This is a genomic window from Streptomyces sp. NPDC096132, assembly GCF_044763345.1.
In the GTDB taxonomy this organism is placed as follows: Bacteria; Actinomycetota; Actinomycetes; order Streptomycetales; family Streptomycetaceae; genus Streptomyces.
Window position 1 is genome coordinate 1 of the sequence record NZ_JBIWGA010000061.1, and the last position, 21,000, is coordinate 21,000.

The 21,000-nt window shown below is 69.5% G+C and carries 18 protein-coding genes; 9 read left to right on the forward strand and 9 right to left on the reverse strand.

The annotated features are described in order from the left end of the window. Window positions 1-508 precede the first annotated feature (508 nt). Together ACIRF9_RS51440 and ACIRF9_RS51445 are read left to right on the forward strand one after the other, a co-directional pair. Complete coding sequence (locus tag ACIRF9_RS51440) at window positions 509-1,174, forward strand: DUF4097 family beta strand repeat-containing protein (protein WP_403837387.1); 666 nt, start codon at window positions 509-511, stop codon at window positions 1,172-1,174. A 172-nt stretch (window positions 1,175-1,346) separates the two neighbouring features. After that, window positions 1,347-1,988, forward strand: a complete 642-nt coding sequence (locus ACIRF9_RS51445; RefSeq protein WP_403837389.1) for a nucleotidyltransferase domain-containing protein — start codon at window positions 1,347-1,349, stop codon at window positions 1,986-1,988. A 325-nt stretch (window positions 1,989-2,313) separates the two neighbouring features. On the opposite strand, the gene ACIRF9_RS51450 is transcribed toward ACIRF9_RS51445, so the two are convergent. From ACIRF9_RS51450 to ACIRF9_RS51460, 3 genes are all read right to left on the reverse strand, one after another. Next, complete coding sequence (locus ACIRF9_RS51450) at window positions 2,314-2,514, reverse strand: hypothetical protein (RefSeq protein ID WP_403837391.1); 201 nt, start codon at window positions 2,512-2,514, stop codon at window positions 2,314-2,316. Between the two features lie 14 nt (window positions 2,515-2,528). Beyond that, entirely contained in the window at window positions 2,529-2,891 is a 363-nt protein-coding gene (locus tag ACIRF9_RS51455; protein WP_403837393.1) for a hypothetical protein, read from the reverse strand. A 103-nt stretch (window positions 2,892-2,994) separates the two neighbouring features. Next, a complete protein-coding gene (locus ACIRF9_RS51460; protein WP_403837395.1) occupies window positions 2,995-3,849 on the reverse strand; it encodes a helix-turn-helix domain-containing protein in 855 nt (284 codons plus the stop codon). 194 nt (window positions 3,850-4,043) lie between these two features. On the opposite strand from ACIRF9_RS51460, the gene ACIRF9_RS51465 reads away from it, so the two are divergent. The 4 genes from ACIRF9_RS51465 to ACIRF9_RS51480 all read left to right on the forward strand — a co-directional run bounded on the left by ACIRF9_RS51465 (window position 4,044) and on the right by ACIRF9_RS51480 (window position 7,107). Then, window positions 4,044-4,838, forward strand: coding sequence for an SDR family oxidoreductase (locus ACIRF9_RS51465; RefSeq protein ID WP_403837397.1), 795 nt, complete (start codon window positions 4,044-4,046; stop codon window positions 4,836-4,838). Between the two features lie 51 nt (window positions 4,839-4,889). Next, a complete protein-coding gene (locus tag ACIRF9_RS51470) occupies window positions 4,890-5,105 on the forward strand; it encodes a tautomerase family protein (RefSeq protein WP_403837399.1) in 216 nt (71 codons plus the stop codon). Window positions 5,106-5,500: 395 nt separating this feature from the next. Continuing rightward, window positions 5,501-6,133, forward strand: coding sequence for a hypothetical protein (locus tag ACIRF9_RS51475; RefSeq protein ID WP_403837401.1), 633 nt, complete (start codon window positions 5,501-5,503; stop codon window positions 6,131-6,133). Then, window positions 6,130-7,107: a hypothetical protein gene (locus ACIRF9_RS51480; RefSeq protein WP_403837403.1), complete on the forward strand. Its 978-nt coding sequence runs from the start codon at window positions 6,130-6,132 to the stop codon at window positions 7,105-7,107. Before ACIRF9_RS51475 ends, ACIRF9_RS51480 begins: the two co-directional genes overlap by 4 nt. A gap of 640 nt (window positions 7,108-7,747) precedes the next feature. Here ACIRF9_RS51480 and ACIRF9_RS51485 read toward each other — a convergent pair. From ACIRF9_RS51485 to ACIRF9_RS51510, 6 genes are all read right to left on the reverse strand, one after another. Further along, entirely contained in the window at window positions 7,748-11,839 is a 4,092-nt protein-coding gene (locus tag ACIRF9_RS51485) for a trypsin-like peptidase domain-containing protein (RefSeq protein ID WP_403837405.1), read from the reverse strand. Continuing rightward, window positions 11,826-12,170, reverse strand: coding sequence for a CU044_2847 family protein (locus tag ACIRF9_RS51490; protein WP_403837407.1), 345 nt, complete (start codon window positions 12,168-12,170; stop codon window positions 11,826-11,828). The genes ACIRF9_RS51485 and ACIRF9_RS51490 overlap by 14 nt, the downstream gene beginning before the upstream one ends. Before the next feature lie 63 nt (window positions 12,171-12,233). Next, window positions 12,234-12,935, reverse strand: a complete 702-nt coding sequence (locus ACIRF9_RS51495; protein WP_403837408.1) for a hypothetical protein — start codon at window positions 12,933-12,935, stop codon at window positions 12,234-12,236. A 105-nt stretch (window positions 12,936-13,040) separates the two neighbouring features. Further along, a complete protein-coding gene (locus tag ACIRF9_RS51500) occupies window positions 13,041-14,120 on the reverse strand; it encodes a sensor histidine kinase (RefSeq protein ID WP_403837410.1) in 1,080 nt (359 codons plus the stop codon). After that, window positions 14,113-14,826: a response regulator transcription factor gene (locus tag ACIRF9_RS51505; RefSeq protein WP_403837412.1), complete on the reverse strand. Its 714-nt coding sequence runs from the start codon at window positions 14,824-14,826 to the stop codon at window positions 14,113-14,115. The genes ACIRF9_RS51500 and ACIRF9_RS51505 overlap by 8 nt, the downstream gene beginning before the upstream one ends. 68 nt (window positions 14,827-14,894) lie before the next feature. Further along, window positions 14,895-15,605 carry a VanZ family protein gene (locus ACIRF9_RS51510; RefSeq protein WP_403837414.1) on the reverse strand — a complete coding sequence of 237 codons (711 nt, stop codon included), beginning with the start codon at window positions 15,603-15,605 and terminating at the stop codon, window positions 14,895-14,897. A 188-nt stretch (window positions 15,606-15,793) separates the two neighbouring features. Between ACIRF9_RS51510 and lexA the strand changes: the two genes are divergently transcribed. The 3 genes from lexA (at window position 15,794) to ACIRF9_RS51525 (ending at window position 20,890) form a co-directional block, all read left to right on the forward strand. Then, entirely contained in the window at window positions 15,794-16,489 is a 696-nt protein-coding gene (gene lexA / locus ACIRF9_RS51515; RefSeq protein ID WP_403837416.1) for a transcriptional repressor LexA, read from the forward strand. A gap of 219 nt (window positions 16,490-16,708) precedes the next feature. Then, window positions 16,709-17,263: a hypothetical protein gene (locus tag ACIRF9_RS51520; RefSeq protein ID WP_403837417.1), complete on the forward strand. Its 555-nt coding sequence runs from the start codon at window positions 16,709-16,711 to the stop codon at window positions 17,261-17,263. 261 nt (window positions 17,264-17,524) lie between these two features. Next, window positions 17,525-20,890 carry a discoidin domain-containing protein gene (locus ACIRF9_RS51525; protein WP_403837419.1) on the forward strand — a complete coding sequence of 1,122 codons (3,366 nt, stop codon included), beginning with the start codon at window positions 17,525-17,527 and terminating at the stop codon, window positions 20,888-20,890. Window positions 20,891-21,000 lie beyond the last annotated feature (110 nt).

Below are 21,000 nucleotides of genomic sequence, written 5' to 3' on the forward strand. Positions count from 1 at the left end.
AGAACATCGAGGCGATCCTCATCCTGATCGTCCTCATCTCGGTGATCCCGATCGTCATCGAGTTCCTCCGCGCCCGCTCCCAGGCCAAGAAGAACGCCGACCGATCCCCTGCGGCTGAGTAGTGGCGCCGGCACCGGTGGGGTCGGTGGTCAAGTGCCGGGCCTCGTCGGAAGCCGTCGGTTGTTCGACTGCGTGAAGGAGGATCCGAGCGTCGCCCTCGACGACTGCCTGGGCGGCACCTCGATGTCCTGACCGAGGGCGGCATGCAGGTCACCCTGGCGTGACTCCTGACCCGCGACCCCGGAACGTGCGTGGCGGATAGCGTTCACTTCTCGCCCATTGCAATGATCGGAGCGGCTGACGTTGCGTTACCTTCGAGGTCGTTGCAATGATATCCCGCCATTCACCTGCGTGAATGCAGATTCTGCGCAATGATTATGTTGCTGGACCTGAAAATGCAACGTAGCGTTTCCGATGTCAGAAACAGTGAGCGATACGGGAGAATGCGATGCAGAAGTTCGACACCCCCGCCCCGATCTCCGCCGTCCTGGACATCCCCGCCGGACGCATCCAGTTCATCGCCACGGACCACTCCGACACCACCGTCGAGGTCCAGCCCGCCGACCCCTCCAAGAGCCGCGACACCAAGACCGCTGAGCAGACCACCGTCGCCTACGCCGACGGCGTTCTGCGGATCACGGCCCCCACCCCCGACAACCAGCTCTTCGCTTCCTCCGGATCCCTGGAGGTCACCGTCCAGTTGCCCGTCGGCTCCCGCATCGAGGTGAAGGCCGCCAGTGCCGAACTCCGCGGCGTCGGACGCCTCGGCGACATCGTCTTCGACGGCGCGTACCGCCAGATCAAGGTCGACGAGGCCGCGAGCGTCCGCCTCACCGCGGTCGACGGCGACGTCGAGGTCGGCCGGCTGGGCGGCTCCGCGGAGATCAGCACCGCACGGGGCGACATCCGGATCGCCGAGGCCGTGCGCGGCACGGTCGTGCTCCGCACCCAGTCCGGCAACATCTCGGTCGGCGCCGCCGCAGGTGTCTCGGCCGCCCTGGACGCCGGCACCGACCATGGCCGCGTCAGCAACGCCCTCAAGAACGACGGCACCACCGAACTCGACATCCGCGCCACCACCTCCCAGGGCGACATCACCGCCCGCAGCCTCTGAAACGAGCAGAACCAGGACTGCCCGGCCGCGCCCTCGCCGATCGAGATCCCCTCGGTCGTCGCCGAGGACGCGGCCGGCCGTGCGTCCTCGAGGGGACTACGATCCAGCCGCAGTGCCCCGCGACCGCGCAGGGGAGCGGTGAAGGCACGAGTCGAGACAGTAGGTTGTGCCGATGACCGATTCTCTGCCACCCGGCGGCGCCGTCCTTGATACGGATGAACTGACTGCTCGGTGGGCGGATGCCTGGCGGCCGGAACAGGTTGCGCAGCGGTTGGGCGGGGTCGGTGCGCCCTGGTGCGTCGCGGCAGGGTGGGCCCTGGATCTGTTCCGCGGAGGGCAGTCGCGGCCCCACGGCGATCTGGAGATCGCCGTGCCCGCGGCGGGCTTCGCGGAGATTCGGGACCGCTTTCCCGAGTACGTGTTTGACGCGGCGGGTTCGGGACGGGTCTGGGCGAGTGCAGGAGCTGAGGCGCTCGCGGCCACGCATCAGACCTGGCTGCGGGATCCGGCGAGCGGTCGGTTCCTGTTCGACGTCTTCCGTGAGCCGCACGAGGGCGGGACGTGGATCTGCCGGCGGGACGAGAGCCTCCGGCTGCCGTACGACGCGATCATCGAGCGAACTGCGGACGGCATCCCCTATCTGATGCCGGAACTGGTGCTGCTGTTCAAAGCGAAGGGGACACGGTCCAAGGATCAAGCGGACTTCGACGGGGTCCTGCCGCTGCTGAGCCAGGCGCGGCGCGACGTTCTCGGCGGATGGCTGGCGCGCGTGCATCCCGGACACCCCTGGCTGGCGAAACTGGCGGGGCAGTGACACAGGCGTCGAACGCCACGGCCGAGCTGCGGGCACCGAGTGCTGGGGGGCCGCGGTCGTCGTGATCGCCTGCGGGGCCGTCGATCGACGGGCTCGCGTCGCCCCGAGCCGGACCGGGAGAAGCCTTCGGCTTCGCCGAGCCGGGCCTCGCGTTGGGCTTCGGGCATCCGGTCGGTGAGGTTGTCGCGGATTTCGACCATGGCCTGGTCCTCCCGGCTGCCCGGCGTGGTGAGGCCACAGGCTGAGCGGCGCAGGGAGGTTCCGGGCGCGGGGACCTTGACCAGGGTGCCGGCGCGCTGAGCGAGCGTCTCGCTGATGGAGCGGTTCAGCCCGGCCTTCTGCGCGACGTTCTTTCCCGGCTTTTCAATGGTTTGATCCGGTCGTAGGTGTGGTGCAGGCGGTTGGAGCCGCGCTCGCCGGGCTCGCGGAAGCTCTTGCGGTGCGCGGCGCGCTGCTCCAGCCGCAGGAGCTTGGCCTTCTCCTCGTGGCTGAGCCACAACAAGGCGAACTTCGCTTGATGCGGCACTAGGTGTCGTCCTGTCACCACTCGAAGGTCTGCCACTGCGAGGGTGTCTGTCCGACCAGCTCTGTCCCGTGGAGTGTCACCTGGGGGCCACGGAGCGCGTTGACCGCGATGCCCGCCAGGCCGATCGACCGGTCGCCGTACACAGTGACGGCGGGCCCGACACAACCCCTGGCAGGGCGGTGCACATAACGGAGCTCGGCCCAGAGCACACCCTCGACATCGCCCTGCGAGGTCCCGACCTCGAGGACGCCCTCCACCGCAGCCTGGACCTGGTCGTACGTCATGCCGAACTTCAGCGGGCCGACGGACTCGAACGGCGTGAACGACCACGCCGGGCGTTGCGTCTCGTCCCACACCCGCCAGACATCGGTTGCCACGTTCCAGCCTCCGGTCTCACCCAAGTTCCCGCCTCGACGGAGGGACGCAAAGGGATGACAGAGCGCCAAGATGTTCTGCGCGCCAGTCGTTCTCCCCTGATCTTCAGGCATGTGTCGAGGTTGTCATGTCCTGCGTGCCGATGACCGAGAGCAGGCTCAGCTGGGCCGCGCCCTCCGTGCCGGGTGGGGCGCTGAACCACAGCAGGCGCTGGCGTCCGTCCTCGCTGAACAGGCTGTGGCAGTCCAGCTCGATGACGCCCAGGGCGGGGTGGACGATGCGTTTGTGGTCGGTTCGCCGGAGGGCGACGTCGTGGGTGTCCCAGAGGGTGGCGAACTCCCGGCTGCGTGCGCGCAGTACGGCCACCATCCGGCTCACCTCCCTGTCGCTGCCGCGTCGGGCGGCGACTGCCTGGAGGTCGGCGACGAAGACCCGGGAGTGGTGGGGGTGGTCCTCGGGCGGATACACGCTCCGGGAGGCGGGGTCGGTGAACCAGCGGTGGACAAAGCTCGCCTCAGGACCGCGCGGCGCCGGGTGCCGGCCCACGAGTGCGGCGGCCAGCGGGTTCTGGACGAGGGTCTCGTGCAGGTCGGTGATGACCTGGGCGGGGGTGGTGGTGAGCTGGTCCAACAGGCCGAGCAGACCGGGCTGGACGTGCGCGGTGGGCCCGTGCGCGGCGGGAGGGACGGGCCGGTCGGCGAGGTGGAACAGATGGTCGCGTTCGTCGCCGTTCAGCCGCAGCGCCCGGGCCAGCGCGGCCAGGACCTGGGCGGAGGGCTGGGCGCCGCGTCCGCGTTCCAGCTCGGTGTAGTAGTCCGCGGACAGTCCGGCCAGATGGGCGACCTCCTCGCGCCGCAGACCGGGCACCCGGCGCCGCGGACCGGTGGGCAGGCCGACGTCGGACGGGCGGATCCGGTCACGCCGGGACTTGAGGAACGCGGCAAGTTCGGAATGGTTCACGTCTCCTATCGTCGCGCGCACCGGCGGACGCGAGACAGGGGATGACAACCCTTGGGTGGGGACAGCCCTGGCTGGAGCGGGCACACCGAACCACTCTGGAGCCACGAGCAGGGCACCGCGGCGCCGCACCGGCGCCCTCCTGGCCACGATCCATCCCTCGTGGCATCGCCCTGACCCCTCTAGCAGGAGAGTTCATGTCAGCCCAGGAAACCCCGAACTCCGCGAACTCCGCGGACCCCGTGGATTACCACGCCACGTCCGAACCCCGCGTCGCCCTCGTCACGGGCGGGTCCCGCGGGATCGGCCGCGAAACCGTCAGCCGACTCGCGGCCGACCGATTCGCCGTCGTGATCGGCTACGCGGGCAACCGCGAACTGGCCGAGGCCGCCGCCAAGGAGGTCACCGCCGACGGCGGCAGGGCGATCGCCGTCCAGGCCGACGTCGCCGACGAGCAGGAGATCGCCGCACTGTTCGCGACCGCGGAGTCCGAGTTCGGCGGCGTCGACGTCGTCGTCCACGCCGCCGGCCGGGTGCACCTGGCGCCCGTCGCAGAACTGGACCTGGCGGAGCTGGACGCGCTTCATCGCACCAACATCCGCGGGACCTTCGTCGTCGCCCAGCAGGCCGCCCGGAGGATCCGCGACGGCGGCACGTTGGTCACCTTCTCCACGTCCGTCGTGGGCCTCGCCTTCCCCGGCTACGGCGCCTACAGCGCGAGCAAGGGTGCCGTCGAAGCACTCACGCTGATCCTGGCGCGGGAGCTGCGCGGCCGGAACATCACCGTCAACGCCGTGGCCCCCGGCCCCACCGCCACCGATCTGTTCCTCGACGGCAAGGACGAACAGACCATCGCCCGGCTGGCCGCCCAGCCCCCACTGGAACGCCTCGCAACCCCCGCCGACATCGCCGAGGTCGTCGCCTTCCTCGCCTCCCCGGCCGGCCACTGGGTCAACGGCCAGGTCGTCCGCGCCAACGGCGGCATCGTCTGACCCGCACACCGCAGGCAGCTTCCCGTCACCACGTACCGAAGGAGAAACACCATGCCGTTCGCCAACTTCAAGGTCCCCGCCGGAAGCCTCGACGAGAAGCAGAAGGAGACGATCGTCACCCGTACCACCGAGCTGTACGTCGAGATCTACGGCGAACGCGCCCGCGCCAACACCATGGTCCTGGTCGAGGAGGTCACCGACGGCGGTTGGGGCATCGGCGGCAACGTCCTGACCCTGGCCATGCTCCAGCAGCCCACCGAGGACTGACGACTCGGGGTGACCCAAGGCTGGGGTCAAACGGTCGCCGGAACCGCCCCAGCCCAGTGTCGAAGACGTGTACGGAGAATGGGGGTACGAATAGGCGGCGGCGGCCCGTACCATCCTTGGAAAAGGGGAAGTTCGGGGGAATTCCTATGGCCGTTCGGAGATCGGCTCACGCCTCGCTCGCGGCATTGGCGCTGTTGATTCTGTTCGTTGGCGCATACGGCATCGTGCGTGTTGCTTCCGATGGACCCGCGAGGTCGGGTGGCGCGGGGAGCTCGGTGGGAGGTGGGGTGACGTCTGGGAGTTCGGGGGCTTCTGGACCGACGGGGCCGTCCGGGGAATCAATTGATTCTGGTAGTTCTGGGACCTCGGATGATTCTGGGACATCGGTTGGGAATGTGAGCGGCAGTACTAATCGCGGTGACAGCGGCAGTACTGGCAACAACAGCAGTACGGGCACTGGTGAGGAATCGGACGGGGCTGGCAAGCTTCACCTTCCGGGGCCGACGCTGAATGATCAGTATCCGCAGTCGAAACAGGTCGGCACCACGGGATTCGGCCCGTTCGGCGGATGCATTGTGCTGGCCAACATGATCGACCGCCCTGTGCGGATCGAGTCGTTCGACATGAAGGCCCCGACTAACGTACGGATCGTCAATGAACCGTGCACGAGCGCCGCGACCCCGGACGGCAACTGGGGCGACGACCTGACGCCCCCGGTGACCACCTGCAGGCACGGGACGATCCTGGAAGGCGTGGGCCACAAGCCCCGCCATGCGTGCAGCCTCAACCTGACAAGGACGAAAGGCCTCGACACCGAGGAGACGGCGACCCTCGTCGTCAACGTCACGGGCACGTGTTCCGCGGCCTCGTCCCAGACCTGTTCCTGGGCCGCCACGGACTCCTGGACGTTCGCCGCGCAGGCAACGGACACGGACGACGGTAGCCCGGATCCGCCGGTGTCGTCCCCCGAAACCACCCCACAGACACCGTCGGCCGGCTCCCCGCCGTCCCCGGCGAGCGGGACATGACAACGGACCCCGAACCGGGCACCACGGCGGGATCCTCGGCGACACAGATCCGGGAACGACTGTGGGCCGCCGCCAACGTGGTCGCGCCAACCTCTGTGATCACCGCGCTGCTCTTCTACTTCGGATACGTGGCCACGAGAGCACGGTTCGCGTACTTCGGCGTCTACCTGGACCTGGTCGACCTGTCGTTCCAGGAGACGCTGCTCTACGGAGCCGAGGTCGCGTACCCGCCCCTCATCATCCTCGCGATCATCAGCCTCCTGATGGTCGCCACGCACGCCGGATTCCGTTGGCTGCTGTCAGCGCCGCACCGCGACCCCGTCACCGGCTGGGCCGGCCTCTTCGTGACCCTCATCGGGCTGCTGGCCTTCGCCCGGGGCGTCGTCGGTCTGCTCGTACCGAACGTCGCGCGTACGGAGGCAATCGCCACGACACCGGTCAGCCTCGGGGCGGGTGTCCTGGCCGTTGCCTACGGACTGTGGCTGCTGCGCCACGTCGGCATCCGCTGGGACCTGCGACGCGCCGCCCGCACGGACGACGAACCACCTGCGGGGGCGGGCAAGTTGGCCGTGTGGCTGGCCTCCGCCGCCGTTGTCAGAACCAGTAAGTACGCGCTCGCCTGGGTGTCGGTCACAGTGGTGGCCGGAGCGTTCTGGGCGGCGAACAGTTTTGCCGCCGCCTATGGGCGCGGACGGGCCCTGGACGATGCCGAGTCACTTCCCCGTCGCCCAGAGGTGGTCCTGTACACGCAGACCCCGTTGACCATGTTCCCCGACGGCGTCCTGCAGGCGGAAGCGCCCACGAAGCCCGAGGCTGCAGACAAGGAGGCCTTCCGCTACCGCTACACGGGGCTGTGCCTCCTCGTCGAGTCGAACGCACGGTTGTTCCTGGTGCCGACTCGGTGGATCGCCGGTTCCAGCTACACCGTCGTCATCCCCTACGACGACCGGATACGCGTCGAACTCCGTACCTGAGGCAAGAGACGGACCAGATGGTGGGGACGGGTGAGTGCTGTCGAAGTTGTCGAGGCGCAGGCGGCCTCGGCGGCTCGCCGGCACATGAGGGCGGTCCGCGCGGAGACCGGGGGGAGACCCCCGGAGGAGGACGGTGCCGAAGGACGCTCGTGACGAAAAGGACGGCGAGGACGGCGGCTGTCGGGGGGAGCGCTCGGCGGGGAGGGTCGGGCGGTTCGCCTGGGGCTGGGTCGTCGTGAGAGGGGTCTGCGGCGGCCGCGTGGTAGGTGGCGGCGAGGGGGATGGCGCGATACCAGTGACGGGCCAGAGCCTGCCGGAGAAGGCGTTCATCGGCGGGAGGCGGGGCACGGCCGTGCGCAGGTCGGGCTCGGCAGCGTTGGCCAGGTCGACGTGCCGGACGTCCGCGACGGCGTGACCGGTGTCGTCATGGACGATTCCGAGGCCTCCGGACGCCGAAGCCCGTTCGGGCGGTTTCCGCTGGAGAGCGACCGCCTTCCCGGCGCCGGCCGCGAGTTCGTGCCTGCTGCCTGAGCAGCCGTGCCTGGATGCGGCCGAGTCCGCTGGGTCAGCCGGGCCGCGGCGGGGAAATTGCGCGGCTGCCCCGTTCAAGCGGGAGCCCCTCTCATCGGGGCACGCGGCGTCAGCCGGACGGGCACACGGGGCTGGTGGACCGCCCTGGTAGGTACGCCGTACGTTCCTGCGGGGTGAGGTCGCGGCCGACCGCGCGGCATATCTTCTTGATCGCTTCGGTAGATGAGGGGAGGGTGACATCCCACAGCCGCGCGGTCCGGTCGGATCCGGCGGTCGCGAGGGTCCGGCCGTCGGGGCTGAACGCCACCGACGCTACCTCCAGGGTGTGCCCGAGCAGGGTGATGCGTGTCTTGCCACTGGCGACGTCCCACAGGCGCACGGTGCCGTCGGCGCTGCCGGTGGCAAGAGTCCGGTCGTCAGGGCTGAACGCCGCCGAGAGTACCCCCTCGGCGCTCCCCAGCAGGGTGATGCGTGTCTTGCCCGTGGCGACGTCCCACAGGCGCACGGTCAAGTCGTTGCTGCCCGTGGCCAGCAAATGGCCTTGGTGGCTGAACGCGACCGAGTTCAACTGGTCGGTGTGCCCGAGCAGGGTGATGCGTGTCTTGCCACTGCCGATGTCCCACAGGCGCCCGGTGCCGTCGGAGCTGCCGGTGGCAAGGGTCCGGCCATCAGGGCTGAACGCCATCGAGGTCACTGCGTCGCGATGCCCGGTCAGGACGCGGCGCGTCATGCCGTCCGCTACGTCCACCAGCTGTACGACGGCGTCGAGGCCGCCAGCGGCAAGGGTGCGGCCATCGGGGCTGAACACGACGGAGCCGATCGGGTTGACCTGCGCGATCAAGGTGGTGCGGAGTTTGCCGGTCGCCACGTCCCACAGCCGCACCGTTCCATCGCGGGCGGCACTGGCCACGGCGTGACCGTCCGGACTGAACGCCACCGAAAGGACGTGGCCGGTGTGCCCGGTCAGGGTGCGTGCCCGGCCTGTGGCGACGTCCCACAGCCGCACGGTGTTGTCTGTGCCACCGGTGGCAAGGGTGCGGCCTCCGTCCGGGCTGAACGCCACGGAGAAGACCGAGTCCGTGTGACCGGTCAGGATGCGTGCTCTGCTCGTGGCGACGTCCCACAGCCGCGCGGTGCGGTCGACACCGGCGGTGGCCAGGGTCCGGCCATCGGGGCTGAACGCCACCCCATTCACCACGTTGGTGTGCCCGCTCAGGGCGATGAGGGCCGCCCCTGTGACCACGTCCCACAGCCGCACCGTGTGCTCGTATCCGGCGCCGGCGAGGGTGCGGCCGTCAGGGCTGAAAGCCAGCGAGTTCACCGCGTTGACGTTACCGGTCAGAGTGGTGCGGGTCTTGCCGGTGCCCACGTCCCACAGCCGCACGTCGAGGTCGTAACTCCCGGTGGCGAGCGTGCGGCCGTCGGGACTGAACGCCACGGAGCGCACCTGATCGGTGTGGCCGCTCAGGATGCGGACCTCGCCGGTCGTGACGTCCCACAGCCGCACGGTGGGGTCGGTGCTCCCGGTGGCGAGGGTGCGGCCGTCGGGGCTGAACACCACACTGAAGAATCGCTCGCCGGGGTGACCGTGCAGGGTGGTGCGGTTCGTGCCCGTGGCGACATCCCACACACGCACGGTGGAGTCGGAGCCCGCGCTCGCGAGCGTACGGCCGTCCGGGCTGAAGGCCACCGACAAAACCGAACTTGCGTGCCCCCTCAAGATGGTGCGCGTCTTGCCGGTCGCCACCTCCCACAGCCTCACCGTCCCGTCGAGGCTGCCGGTGGCGAGGGTGCGGCCGTCGTGGCTGAACTCCACCGCGTAGACATGCTCGGTATGTCCGGTCAAGGTGATGCGGGTCTTGCCCGTGGCCACGTCCCACAGCCGGACAGTGTGGTCGAAACTCCCGGTGGCGAGGGTACGACCGTCGGGGCTGAAGGCCACCGAGCTCAAGCCCTCCGTGTGGCTCGTCAACCGTCGATGGAGAGGGAGAGACGCGGTGGTTCGCAGGCTTTCGAGGGCCTCGGGGGTGTGGCTCGTGCGGTAGGACTGGACGGCCAGCAGAGAGGCGAGTTCCGGGTTCGTGCCGATGAGCGTGTGCGACTGGGCAGCGAGTTGCCGCGACAAGGCCGCCTTCTGTCGGTCGTCGGCCGTCCGCCACTGCCACCACGCGACCCCCACGGCGACGAGGGCGAGGGCGAGCAAGGCGCCCAGGATCGCGTTGAGGCGTCTGCTTCGTCGGATGACCCCCTGTTGGCGCTCCTTGCTGGCGGCGAGGAAGGCGGTGATGTCGCCCGGCAGGCGGCGTTGCCGTGCCCATTCAAGGCCTTCCGCCAGTGCTGTTCCCGCCATAAGGTCTCCGGGATCGTTTCCCCCAGCCCAGCGGGCACGTCGTTCCCGGGTGCGGTCGAGCCATTCCTGGAAGCGGTGGTCCTGTCCGACCCAATCGCGCAGGGTGCCCCAGTCACGGATGAGGGCGTCGTGGACGAGTTCGGCCACCGGCTGCCGCGGAGGGGCGTCGGGGCGTTGGGTGGTGATGATGCGGTGGCGGGTGAGGGCGGAGATGACCTCGTCGACGTCCTGGCCACCGTCGTCGGATGCAATGTCGCGGAGTTCGTCGAGAGGTACCTGGGCACGGACGGCGGGGATGTGGTGGGTCGGGTCGGCCGGGCGGACCAGGGAGGTGAGGATGCGCCGGGCGACGGGTCGCTGGGCGTCGGGCAGGTGCTCGAGGGCGGTGTCGCACCATGTGGTCAGGCTTCCGCCGACGGCTCCGATGCGCCGGTAGGCCTCATGGGTGAGGTACCCGTCCTGGCGGCGCTGCCACAGCTGGCTGAGCGTGAGTTCGAGCATCGGCAGTACCGTGGCGGGTGCCTGACGGGTGCTGGTGGTCTCGGGTGTGGTGGCCAGGACGTCGGCGACGATCTGCTCGGCGAGCCCCGGCTGGAGGCGAAGCCCCACGTCCTGGGCCGGCAGGCTGACGATGTCGTGCAGGTCCTGTTGGCTGAGCGTGCCCGGCACGTTGAGGATCCCCGGCACCGCGGCGTCCAGCAGCGCGGGGGCGAGAGCGGCGAGCTGGGGGTAGAAGTCGTCCCTCATGATCAGGATCACCGTGAGCGCGGCGTGCGAGCCGATCGCCGTGGTGATCTGGTCCACGGCGGCCGGGCGGTCCTGACGTCCGCCGGTGAGGAGCTCTTCGAACTGGTCGACGACCAACAGGACACGATCGTAGGCGGGTTCCGCCGCGAGTCGCCGGTTGACCGCTGTGGCGATTGAGTCTGTGGCGGCTCCTGGGAGTCCCGCGTGTTCGATCTCGACCAATAGGTCTTGTCTCGGCCGGGCCAGGACGGGCAGCCATCGGTCGCTGCCCGGTACCTCACCCGCCTCCAGCGCACCCAGCAGTCCGGCCTGGACCAGCGATGACTTGCCCGAGCCGGAGGGGCCCAGCAGCAGTGTCAGCCGCCGGTGACGTGCCAGGTTCGCGACGACCTGCCGTACCGCGTCCGTACGGCCCTCGAACCACCGGGCTTGCTCTGCTGTGAACGACTCCAGCCCCCGGTACGGGGCCACCTCCCGCTCGGCCAGCTCCGGCCGGATCTTCCGCAGCACGTACGTCGGCGTGACGTAAGCGATTCCCTGCCCCCGGTCGTACGCGTCGGGGGCGGTGATCTCCGTGAGCATCCCGATGACCAGCCCGGTCACCTCATCCAGGACCGGCGCGCCGCTGAAGCCGGTCGTCAGGTCGTTGGCATCGGTCAACTGCAGGTGTGCGCCCCTGCCCCCGGTGGACGGCAACAACTCACCGGCGACGCCGAAGCCGAAGTGTCCTTCTGGCGGAGCCTGGGCGGGGAATCCGAACGAACGCACCTGATGCCCCCGGCACCCTGCCGCGGACCCCAACGGCACCACCCCCGCCCCCTCCGTGACACCGTTCAGCCGCACGAACGCCACGTCCTCGGCCTCAGGAGCACGCCACGCCCCGCCCAGCACCTGCCCCTCGGCTCGAGGCGCCCCCTCCACGTGCGGGAACGTCAGCCGTACCCGCGAGCCGGGCCCGCCGCCGGCCTCCCGGACCACGTGTGCGCATGTGACCAGCATCCCCTCGGTCACCAGGAAGCCCGCACCGGCCACCCTCCCGTCCGGGCCCAGGATTTGGGCCACGGCTGACAGCAGCCCCGGCGAGACGGCTTCAGGGCTGTCCACCGGGCCTGTCCCGCTTCCACGACACCGTGCCCTTCAGGTGCCCGGTGGCCCGACCCTTGGTGATCACGGCACCCGCCTCGACCGCCGGACCGATCCCGAATTCGACCGTGATCTCGTTCGGGTGGGCCTCGTGAGGCTGGTCGAGTGCGTCGCGTGCCGCCGTAGCGACCGGCTCCAGGGATCCCTCCAGGCTCCTGGGCAGATCAGGCAGCGCGTCGCCGATAGGGTCGGCCCTCACCGTGCCCTCGACGCCGGTCGCGGTCAGATCCTCGGCCAGGACGCAGCCCTCGCCCTTCAGCGGGATGCGAATCACCCGAGTCAGAGGTGTCATGACGCCTCCTCCCACTGTCGGGCTCGCCGTTGACGCTCGGCGTCAACGGGCGCGGACGGCCGTTCAGGGGCCTCGGCCAGCATCGTCGGAGCCGCCACCAGCCGCATCCCGGGTGGGCTGTACGGTGGGCTGCGCGGCGCGGAGGGTCTCGGCGGTGGCAGGGAGGTGTCCCAGCGATTCTCGCCGAAAAAACGCCAGGGAATGATCCGCAGGCCGGCGCGCGGGTCCGCCCACTGACCGGGGAAGCTGCCTGACGTCAGCGGTACGTGCGCGACATACTCCTGCTGCGACCGCCCGGACAGGCTGATCTGCTCCAGGTGCTGTGGTGTCCCTGTGCCCGAACGTTGCGTGCTCGCGCCGGAGCACATCACCGAGTACCCCAACTTTTGGAACGCCGGCAACAAGGGTGGGACCCAGGGTCGGCCCCATCGCGACCCACCTCTCCATCGGCCACACACGGTCGTTGAACCAGCCCTCGACCGTCACGTCCTCGGCCGCACCGCGCATCAGCGTCATGGGGCTGTGCGTGTGCGCGTCGACCAGACCCGGTACGGCCAGCAGGCCCCGACCGTCGATCACCTCCGCCGACTTCGGCGCGCCGGGGGCACCGGCCGGCCGTACCTCCTCGATACGGCCGTCCGCCACGAGGATGTCCCGGGCCCGCAGGACCACGGCCTCGCCCTGCTCGGGCACGAGCAGCACATCGCAGCCGGACACCAGCAGGACCCCCGACGCGGCGGGCGTTCTCTCGCTGATGGCGGACAAGCTGGGCATCCAAAACGTTCTGCACGACCATCGCTTCTCCGGCGGATCGAGGGACTTCCTGTCAACGATCCAGCGGGCCTGCCCGGGGCCTGCCCGGGACGATGCCTACGGCGTGCCGGGAAGCCGGACCGTGACGAGGAGGCCGCCGGTGGGGCGGGGGACGAGGGTGAGGGTCCCCTCGTGGGCGCGGACGATGCTCTGCACGATGGCCAGGCCGAGGCCGACGCCGGCGTGCTCGTCGGCGCGTACGCGTTGCGTTCCGCGCTGGAAGGGTTCGGTGAGGGTCGGTACCAGTTCCGGTGGGAGGCGGCGGCCCGTGTTCTCGACCCGCAGCACGCTCGTGTCGCCGTGCGCCTCGGTGTGGACCGTCACGGTGCCGCCGACGGGGAGGTTGTGGACGACGGCGTTCTGGACGAGGTTCGTCACCACCCGCAGCAGGAGCTCCGGGGAGCCGTTGGTCCGGGCCGCTCCGCCGGTGACGTCGAGCGTGATCCGGCGCTGTTCGGCGACGGGAAGCAGCGTTTCGGCGGCTTCCTCGGCGATGAGGGAGAGGTCGACGCTCTCGCGCGTGAAGTTTCCGCGGTCGCCGCGGCTGAGCAGCAGGAGAGCCTCCGTGAGGTCGATCGCCCGCGTGTTGACGGCGTGCAGGCGTTCGATGAGTTCGCCCCGGTCCCGTGTGGGGTCCTTGCGGGCGACGTCGAGGAGCGTCCGCGAGATCGCCAGCGGGGTGCGCAGTTCGTGGGAGGCGTTCGCGGCGAACCTCCGCTGCTCGGCGACGTGGGACTCGAGTTGTCCGAGCATCGAGTCGAACGCGTCGGAGAGCTCACGGAATTCGTCCTGGCGGCCCTTCATGCGGATCCGGTGGGACAGCGACCCGTTGCCTGCCCTCCGCGCCGCGGCCGTGATCCGGGTGAGTGGCGCGAGCATCCGGCCGGCGAGGATCCATCCCCCGACGAGCCCGAACACGAGCAGGAAGGCCATCGCCACGGCCGCGGCGGGGGCGAACGTGTGCACAAGGAGGTAGCGGTTGGGCGAGATCCCGAGCAGGCCCTGGGAGTTGTCGGGTACGTAGCGCAGCAGGTACATCCACACCACGGCCAGCAGGAGAGCGCCGGCGACGGCGAGGAACCCGACGTAGCTGAGGGTGAGTTTCAGTCTGGCGCTGAGCCCTGGGCGTCTACGCATGCGTACTGGTCTGTCCATGCGTACTGCCGGGGGCGATGGTGCCCCTACCGGTGTCGATCCGGTAGCCGACGCCGGGCTCCGTGACGATGATCCATGGCTCGCCGAGCCGTTTGCGCAGCGCGGAGACGGTGATGCGCACGGCGTTGGTGAGGGGGTCGGCGTTCTCGTCCCAGGCCCGTTCCAGCAGCTCTTCGGCACTGACGACCCCGCCCTCGGCGGCGACGAGGACTTCAAGGACGGCGAACTGCTTACGGGTCAGCGCGACGTAGCGTCCGTCGCGGAAGACCTCCCGGCGAAAGGGGTCGAGCCGCAGACCCGCGATCTCGCGGACCGGGGGCCGGGCGTACGCGCGTCTGCGGTCGAGCGCCCTCAGCCGCAGGACGAGCTCCCGCAGCTCGAACGGTTTGGTGAGGTAGTCGTCGGCGCCCAGCTCGAACCCGGAGGCCTTGTCGTCGATCCGGTCGGCAGCGGTGAGCATGAGGATCGGGATGCCGCTGCCAGAGGCGACGATACGCCGGGCGACCTCGTCGCCGGAGGGGCCGGGGATGTCGCGGTCGAGGACCGCGAGGTCGTAGGAGTTGACGCCGAGCAGTGCCAGGGCGGAGTCGCCGTCGCCGGCGATGTCGGCGGCGATCGCCTCCAGCCGCAGACCGTCCCGCACGGCTTCGGCCAGGTAGGGCTCGTCCTCCACGATCAAAACACGCATGTCCGAAGCCTAGGCAACCGACCATATCGGCGACGTATGCAAAGACATGTGCACACCGGACACGCGACTCAGCCTGCCGGCGTCGGCGTGGGGCGAGGCCGGCCCGACGCCGACTCCGCCTCCGCCGCAGTGCGCCACCAGCGGCGCGACGCCAGCGCGGCGAGTACGGCGCCGGTGGCGTTGACCAGTACGTCGTCCACGGAGGACACCCGGTCCAGGCGCAGGACGTACTGCGCGGTTTCGACCAGGACCGAGCACCCCGCCCCGAGCGCCACGATCCGCGGCACGGACGCCGGCGCCGCGAACCGCATCGGGGCGAAGAACCCCAGCGCCGCGAAGACCAGCAGGTTCCCGACGATCCCGAGCACCCCCATCGTGAGCAGGTCCCGCAGCGGCACGAGGCTCACCCGGGCGGGGACCGTGCCCGCCCCGGCACCCGGCATCATGGTCAGCCACAGGAACGGCACCGTCCCGTGGACCATGCCCACCTCGGCCAGCGACAGCCGCCACGCCGATGTGACGCCGACGGCACGCCGCCGGAGCGCCAGAGCGCACACCACCAGCGCGGCCAACGGCACCGTCACCAACGTCATGAGCACCACACCGTTGAACGTGTCGAAGCAGCCGTGCCACCGCCCGGCCATACACCTCGGAGCGGACATCATGAGCGGCCGCCGCACGACGAACACGGCGCTCGCCAAACCGAGGAACGCCAGGCTGAGAAGCACGAGCCTGCGTGTGAGGCGGGGCGATGCCGGCAGGGAGGCGTTGGGGTTCATGCCCCCATTGGAGTCGGGGGGCCGTTGCGGTGACGTATGCGGATTTCGATACGCCCGCGATACAGGGACGAGCGTGGTCGGCAGGCATGGCGGGCGCAGCAGGGGAGGCGCGGCCAAGTCCTCTCTCCGGGTTCAGGTATTCGATAAGGTGTTCCAATTATGGAAGCCGGTGGGTTAGGGTACTTCTGATGATCTTGTACGGAGGTGCCTGGATGGAGAACACCGCGCCCGTGCGCCGGGGCCGTCCGCCAGGTTCCCGAACCGCCGACGGCGAGCTGACGAGCCGCCAGACAGCCATCGTCCGCTACATCACGGAAATGGTCGACCGGCAGGGCTACCCGCCGTCGATGCGGGAGATCGGCCAGGCCGTGAATCTCGCCAGCACGTCCTCGGTCGCCCACCAGCTCACGGCCCTCGAACGCAAGGGCGTCCTCTACCGCGACCCGCACCGTCCGCGCGCCTACCGGGTGCGGCCCTCGTGGACACCCGATCTGAGCGGCAGAAGCCAGGCACCGGTCGATGTGCCGCTCGTCGGCCGGATCGCCGCCGGCGCACCGCTGCTCGCCGAAGAGATGATCGAGGACGTCTACTCCCTGCCCCGCCAGGTCGTGGGCGACGGAGATCTGTTCGCGCTGACCGTGTCCGGAGACTCCATGATCGACGCGGCGATCTGCGACGGCGACATCGTGACCGTACGGCGCCAGGACAGTGCCGACCACGGGGACATCGTCGCCGCGCTCCTGGAGGACGAGGCCACCGTCAAGGTGCTGCGCCGCCAGGACGGGCAGGTGTGGCTCATGCCCCGCAACCCCGCACACGAGCCGATCCGCGGCGACCAGGCGCAGATCCTGGGGAAGGTCGTCGGCGTCCTGCGCCTGATGTAAGTGGCCCGGGGCAAACGCAGCATCGCCGCTGAGCTCCCTCGTCATGCCCACAACAGCGCACAGGTCTGGGGGACGAGAAGGGGCTGGGCTCCGTCGGTGTGCCGGACGGCACCCTGTTGGGGTACACGCCCGGGCCGTGGGGTGATGCCTTGAAGGTCACCCAGATCGACGCGTCCGTCGACACCGAGAGCGCGGGCCGCTGGGAGGGGCTCGTTCGACGTGGCGGCCATCACCACGGCGCTGAAGTCGAACGGATACAAGCGGACCGGAGACGCCGAGAACTGGACGAACTCCGGCAGCAGGGCGATGGCGTTGAGTGTCTCGAAGCAGGAGATCTCCTACGCCACCGTCAAGGGCGACACCTCCATGGCGGGCGTCAACCCGAAGAAGGGCGCCTCGCTGGCAGACAAGAAGGAGTACCAGCGCCTTGCCGAGTGCCTGGGCGACGTCTGTCGCGCCGACTTCCTTCCCCTCACCCCCGCCAAACCGGTACGCCTGTCCGCCCTTGGCCGGCAGGCTGCCACGGGCGCCAAGAACACCGAGATCCTGTGCCTCGTGGCCAGGGACGAGAAAACCGCCGACCGCGCCGCGGCGAAGCTCCGCTCGGTCGTGGCCGACGAGTCACCAACGTACGACGGCACAAAGGTGACCATCGAGAAGGGCGACCAGCCTGTGGTCCGGGCGGTCGTCCCGGACACCGGCACACAGCGGCCGGGCCGGCTGATGCTCTCCGGCATGGAGCTGTGGATGGCCGTCACAGGCTCTGAGCTTTGACGGGCCAGGAGCCGGCCCCCCGGGCGGGCGGAGTTGAGGTGGCAGGTTCTACTCCGCTGCCGCCTGGGGCGCTGAGGGTACGCGAGCGGGCGACGACGACCGTCTCGTACTTTGAATGGCCGACCCGAGAACGTAGTTCGTTGGCCGGCCACCCATCCTTGCGCGAACCATTGACACCACCCCCCGGACAGCAGAGGATCGCGCCTGCAAGCAGGGACTTGAAACGATTCAACCCTTTCGTTCAGCCCATGGAAGGTCTCCGTGACGCAGCACATCTCCCGGCGGTCCGCCCTGCGTTCCGCCGTAGCCGTGGCCCTCGCTCCCACCCTTGGTTCCCTGGTCCTGCCCGGGCTCGCGCCTGCCGCGTCCGCCGCGGTGTCCTGGACCGGGCGGTGGATCTGGGCGGCGTCCAGTTCGACGAACCAGTGGGTGGCCTTCCGTAGATCGTTCACCCTGGCCTCCGCGCCCTCGAAGGCCGTGACCCAGATCGCGGTGGACTCGAAGTACTGGCTGTGGGTGAACGGCACGCTGGTGGTCTTCGACGGCCAGCTCAAGCGCGGCCCGAACCGCACGGACACCTACTACGACGAGATCGACCTCGCCCCGTACCTCACCAGCGGCAGCAACACCGTCGCCCTGCTGGTCTGGTACTTCGGCAAGCAGGGCTTCTCCCACAACAGCAGCGGCAGGGGCGGCCTGCTGTTCCAGTCCGACATCCAGACCGGATCGACGACCACTCGCGTCGTCAGCGACACCACGTGGAAGCACACCGTCCACCCCGGGTACGCGAACAACACCAGCGGTACGCAGGTCAACTTCCGGCTCCCCGAATCGAACATCTACTACGACGCCCGCAACGCCACCGCCATGTCCGGCTGGCAGTCGTCCGGCTTCGACGACAGTGCCTGGAGCGCACCCACCGACTTCGGTGCCGCGGGTGCCGCGCCCTGGAACGGCCTGGTGCAGCGGCCGGTCCCGCAGTTCCGGTACTCCGGGCTGAAGTCCTACGCCAACGCCGCCGCACTGCCTGCCACCGGCCAGGGCTCCACCGCCGTCTCCGCCGTACTCCCGTCCAACCTCCAGGTCACCCCGTATCTGAAGGTGGACGCCCCGGCCGGGACGGTGATCGGCATCCAGACCGATCACTACGACGACGGAGCCAACCTGACGGGGATCGAGCCCGGCACCGGCTACAACATGCGCGCCACCTACATCTGCGGCGGCGGCGTCCAGGAGTTCGAGGCGCTGGCGTGGATGAGCGGTACGGCCGTGCGCTACACCATCCCGGCCGGCGTGACCATCCTCGACCTGAAGTACCGGGAGTCGGGCTACGACACGGACTTCGCGGGCTCGTTCAGCAGCAGCGACGCCTTCCTCGACACACTGTGGGACAAGGCGGCCCGCACCATGTACGTCAACATGCGCGACAACTACATGGACTGCCCCACCCGCGAACGCGCCCAGTGGTGGGGAGACGTCGTCAACCAGCTCAAGGAGGGCTTCTACACCTTCGACACCCGCTCCCACGCGCTCGGCAAGAAGGCCATCTCCCAGCTGACGTCCTGGGCAAAGGACAGCGGGGCGCTGTACTCCCCGGTACCGACGACCATCTGGACCAGCGAACTGCCCACCCAGATGCTCGCCTCGGTCTGGTCGTTCTGGACCTACTACCTCTACACCGGCAACGCCGACGCCGTCACCGGCGCCTACCCGGCCGTCAAGCGGTACCTGAACCTGTGGAACCTGGACGGCGACGGCCTGGTCAACCACCGTGCCGGCGACTGGGACTGGGAGGACTGGGGATCCAACATCGACGCCCGCGTCCTGGACAACTGCTGGTACCACCTGGCCCTGGACACCGCCGCCAAGCTCGCCGACCTCAGCGGCAACACCGGCGATGTGGCCGGCTGGAAGGCCCAACGCGACAGCATCAAGGCCAACTTCGACCGCGTCCTGTGGAACTCCTCGAAGAACGAGTACCGTTCGCCCGGGTACACACGTGACACCGACGACCGGGCCAACGCCCTCGCCGTCGTCGCGGGCCTCGCCCCCGCCTCACGCCACCGCGCCGTCACCGAGGTACTGCGCACCCACCTCAACGCCAGCCCCTACATGGAGTTCTACGTCCTGGAGGCGCTCTACCTCATGGGCGCGGCCACCGTCGCCGAGGAGCGGATGCGCAACCGGTACGCCGCCCAGGTCGCCGATCCCGCCTGCTACACCCTGTGGGAGCTGTGGGACAAGGCCGCCGGCACCGACAACCACGCCTGGAACGGCGGCCCGCTGTACGCGCTGTCCGCCTACGCGGCCGGTGTCCGCCCCACACAGCCCGGATGGACGACGTTCGACGTCATCCCGCAGACCGGCACCCTCACGAAGATCGACACGGTGACGCCCACCGTCAAGGGCGACATCCGCCTCGGCATCACCCGCGACGGCACCCAGGTGACGCTGACCCTCACCTCACCGAGCGGCACGACGGCTCACGTCGGTGTGCCCACCTACGGCGGCTCCCAGCCCGTCATCAAGGCAGGCGGCATCACGGTCTTCACCGGCGGCGCCTCCACCGGCAGCGTCAGCGGCCTGACGTATGTGAGCAAGGACTCCTCGTACGTCTACTTCACGCTCCAGCCGGGCACATGGACGTTCACGGTCGCCGGCGCGGGCCGTCTCGACAACCTCGCCCTGGGCAGGCCCGTCTCCAGCAACAACAGCCTGGAGAACAGCAACTGGGGCAGGAGCCGGCTCACCGACGGCGTCCTCACCGGCGTGACCGGAGCCAAGGGCTACACCAGCAACGAGTTCGCCTCCGCCGACGTCGGCGCGAACCCGGTCTGGGTCGAGATCGACCTCGGCGCCGACACCGACATCGACGCCGTACGGCTCTTCCCCCGCACCGACACCGCCGCGACCGGAGGCGGGACCGCGGGCTTCCCGGTCGACTTCACGATCCAGACACGCCCCGACGGATCCAGCACCTACACCACCGTCCGCACCGTCACCGCGGAGCCCAACCCGGGCGGACTGGTGCGGACGTACGGTTTCAGGACGACCACCGCCCGCTACCTGCGCCTGCAGGCCACCAAGCTCGGCACGCCCGCCGCCGACGAGACGACCAAGTACCGCCTCCAGCTCGCCGAACTCACCGTCCCGACCGCCGCGACGACCGTCACGGCCAACTGCACACTGGAGAACGGCGACTGGGGCAAGACCCGCGTCCTTGACGGCACCCTCACCAGCGTCAGCGGCGCCAAGGGCTTCACCAGCATCGACCTCCCCGCCGCCGACGTGAGCGCGAACCCCGTATGGATCGAGATCGACCTGGGCGCCAACCGGGCGATCGGCTCGGTCACCCTGCACCCGCGCACCGACACCGCGGCGGCCGGGGGCGGCACAGCCGGCTTCCCGGTCGACTTCACGATCCAGACCCGGGCCGACGGATCCACGTCCTACACCACCCTCCGCACGGTCAGCGGCCAGGCCAATCCGAACGGAGCACCCCAGACCTACACCCTCACCTCCGCCACCGGCCGCTACCTGCGCCTGAAGGCCACCAGACTGGGCGCACCCGCGTCCGACGAAAGCAGCAAGTACCGGTTGCAGCTGGCCGAGATCGGCGTCAGGTAACCGGGTGACACGGCACGGGACCCGGCCCGCGGTGGGCCTCAGTGGGGGCGCGTGGTGAGCAGATGTTCCCTCAGCCACTGTTCGGTGTTGCTCACATGGAGCAGTGCGGC

Excerpts from the sequence above, each read along its gene's own strand:
- ACIRF9_RS51470 (WP_403837399.1), top strand. The coding sequence starts at position 4,890 with ATGCCGTTCGCCAACTTCAAGGTCCCCGCCGGAAGCCTCGACGAGAAG.
- ACIRF9_RS51465 (WP_403837397.1), top strand. The coding sequence starts at position 4,044 with ATGTCAGCCCAGGAAACCCCGAACTCCGCGAACTCCGCGGACCCCGTG.
- ACIRF9_RS51440 (WP_403837387.1), top strand. The coding sequence starts at position 509 with ATGCAGAAGTTCGACACCCCCGCCCCGATCTCCGCCGTCCTGGACATC.
- lexA (WP_403837416.1), top strand. The coding sequence starts at position 15,794 with ATGATCTTGTACGGAGGTGCCTGGATGGAGAACACCGCGCCCGTGCGC.
- ACIRF9_RS51500 (WP_403837410.1), bottom strand. The coding sequence starts at position 14,120 with ATGCGTAGACGCCCAGGGCTCAGCGCCAGACTGAAACTCACCCTCAGC.
- ACIRF9_RS51480 (WP_403837403.1), top strand. The coding sequence starts at position 6,130 with ATGACAACGGACCCCGAACCGGGCACCACGGCGGGATCCTCGGCGACA.
- ACIRF9_RS51490 (WP_403837407.1), bottom strand. The coding sequence starts at position 12,170 with ATGACACCTCTGACTCGGGTGATTCGCATCCCGCTGAAGGGCGAGGGC.
- ACIRF9_RS51505 (WP_403837412.1), bottom strand. The coding sequence starts at position 14,826 with ATGCGTGTTTTGATCGTGGAGGACGAGCCCTACCTGGCCGAAGCCGTG.
- ACIRF9_RS51445 (WP_403837389.1), top strand. The coding sequence starts at position 1,347 with ATGACCGATTCTCTGCCACCCGGCGGCGCCGTCCTTGATACGGATGAA.
- ACIRF9_RS51510 (WP_403837414.1), bottom strand. The coding sequence starts at position 15,605 with ATGAACCCCAACGCCTCCCTGCCGGCATCGCCCCGCCTCACACGCAGG.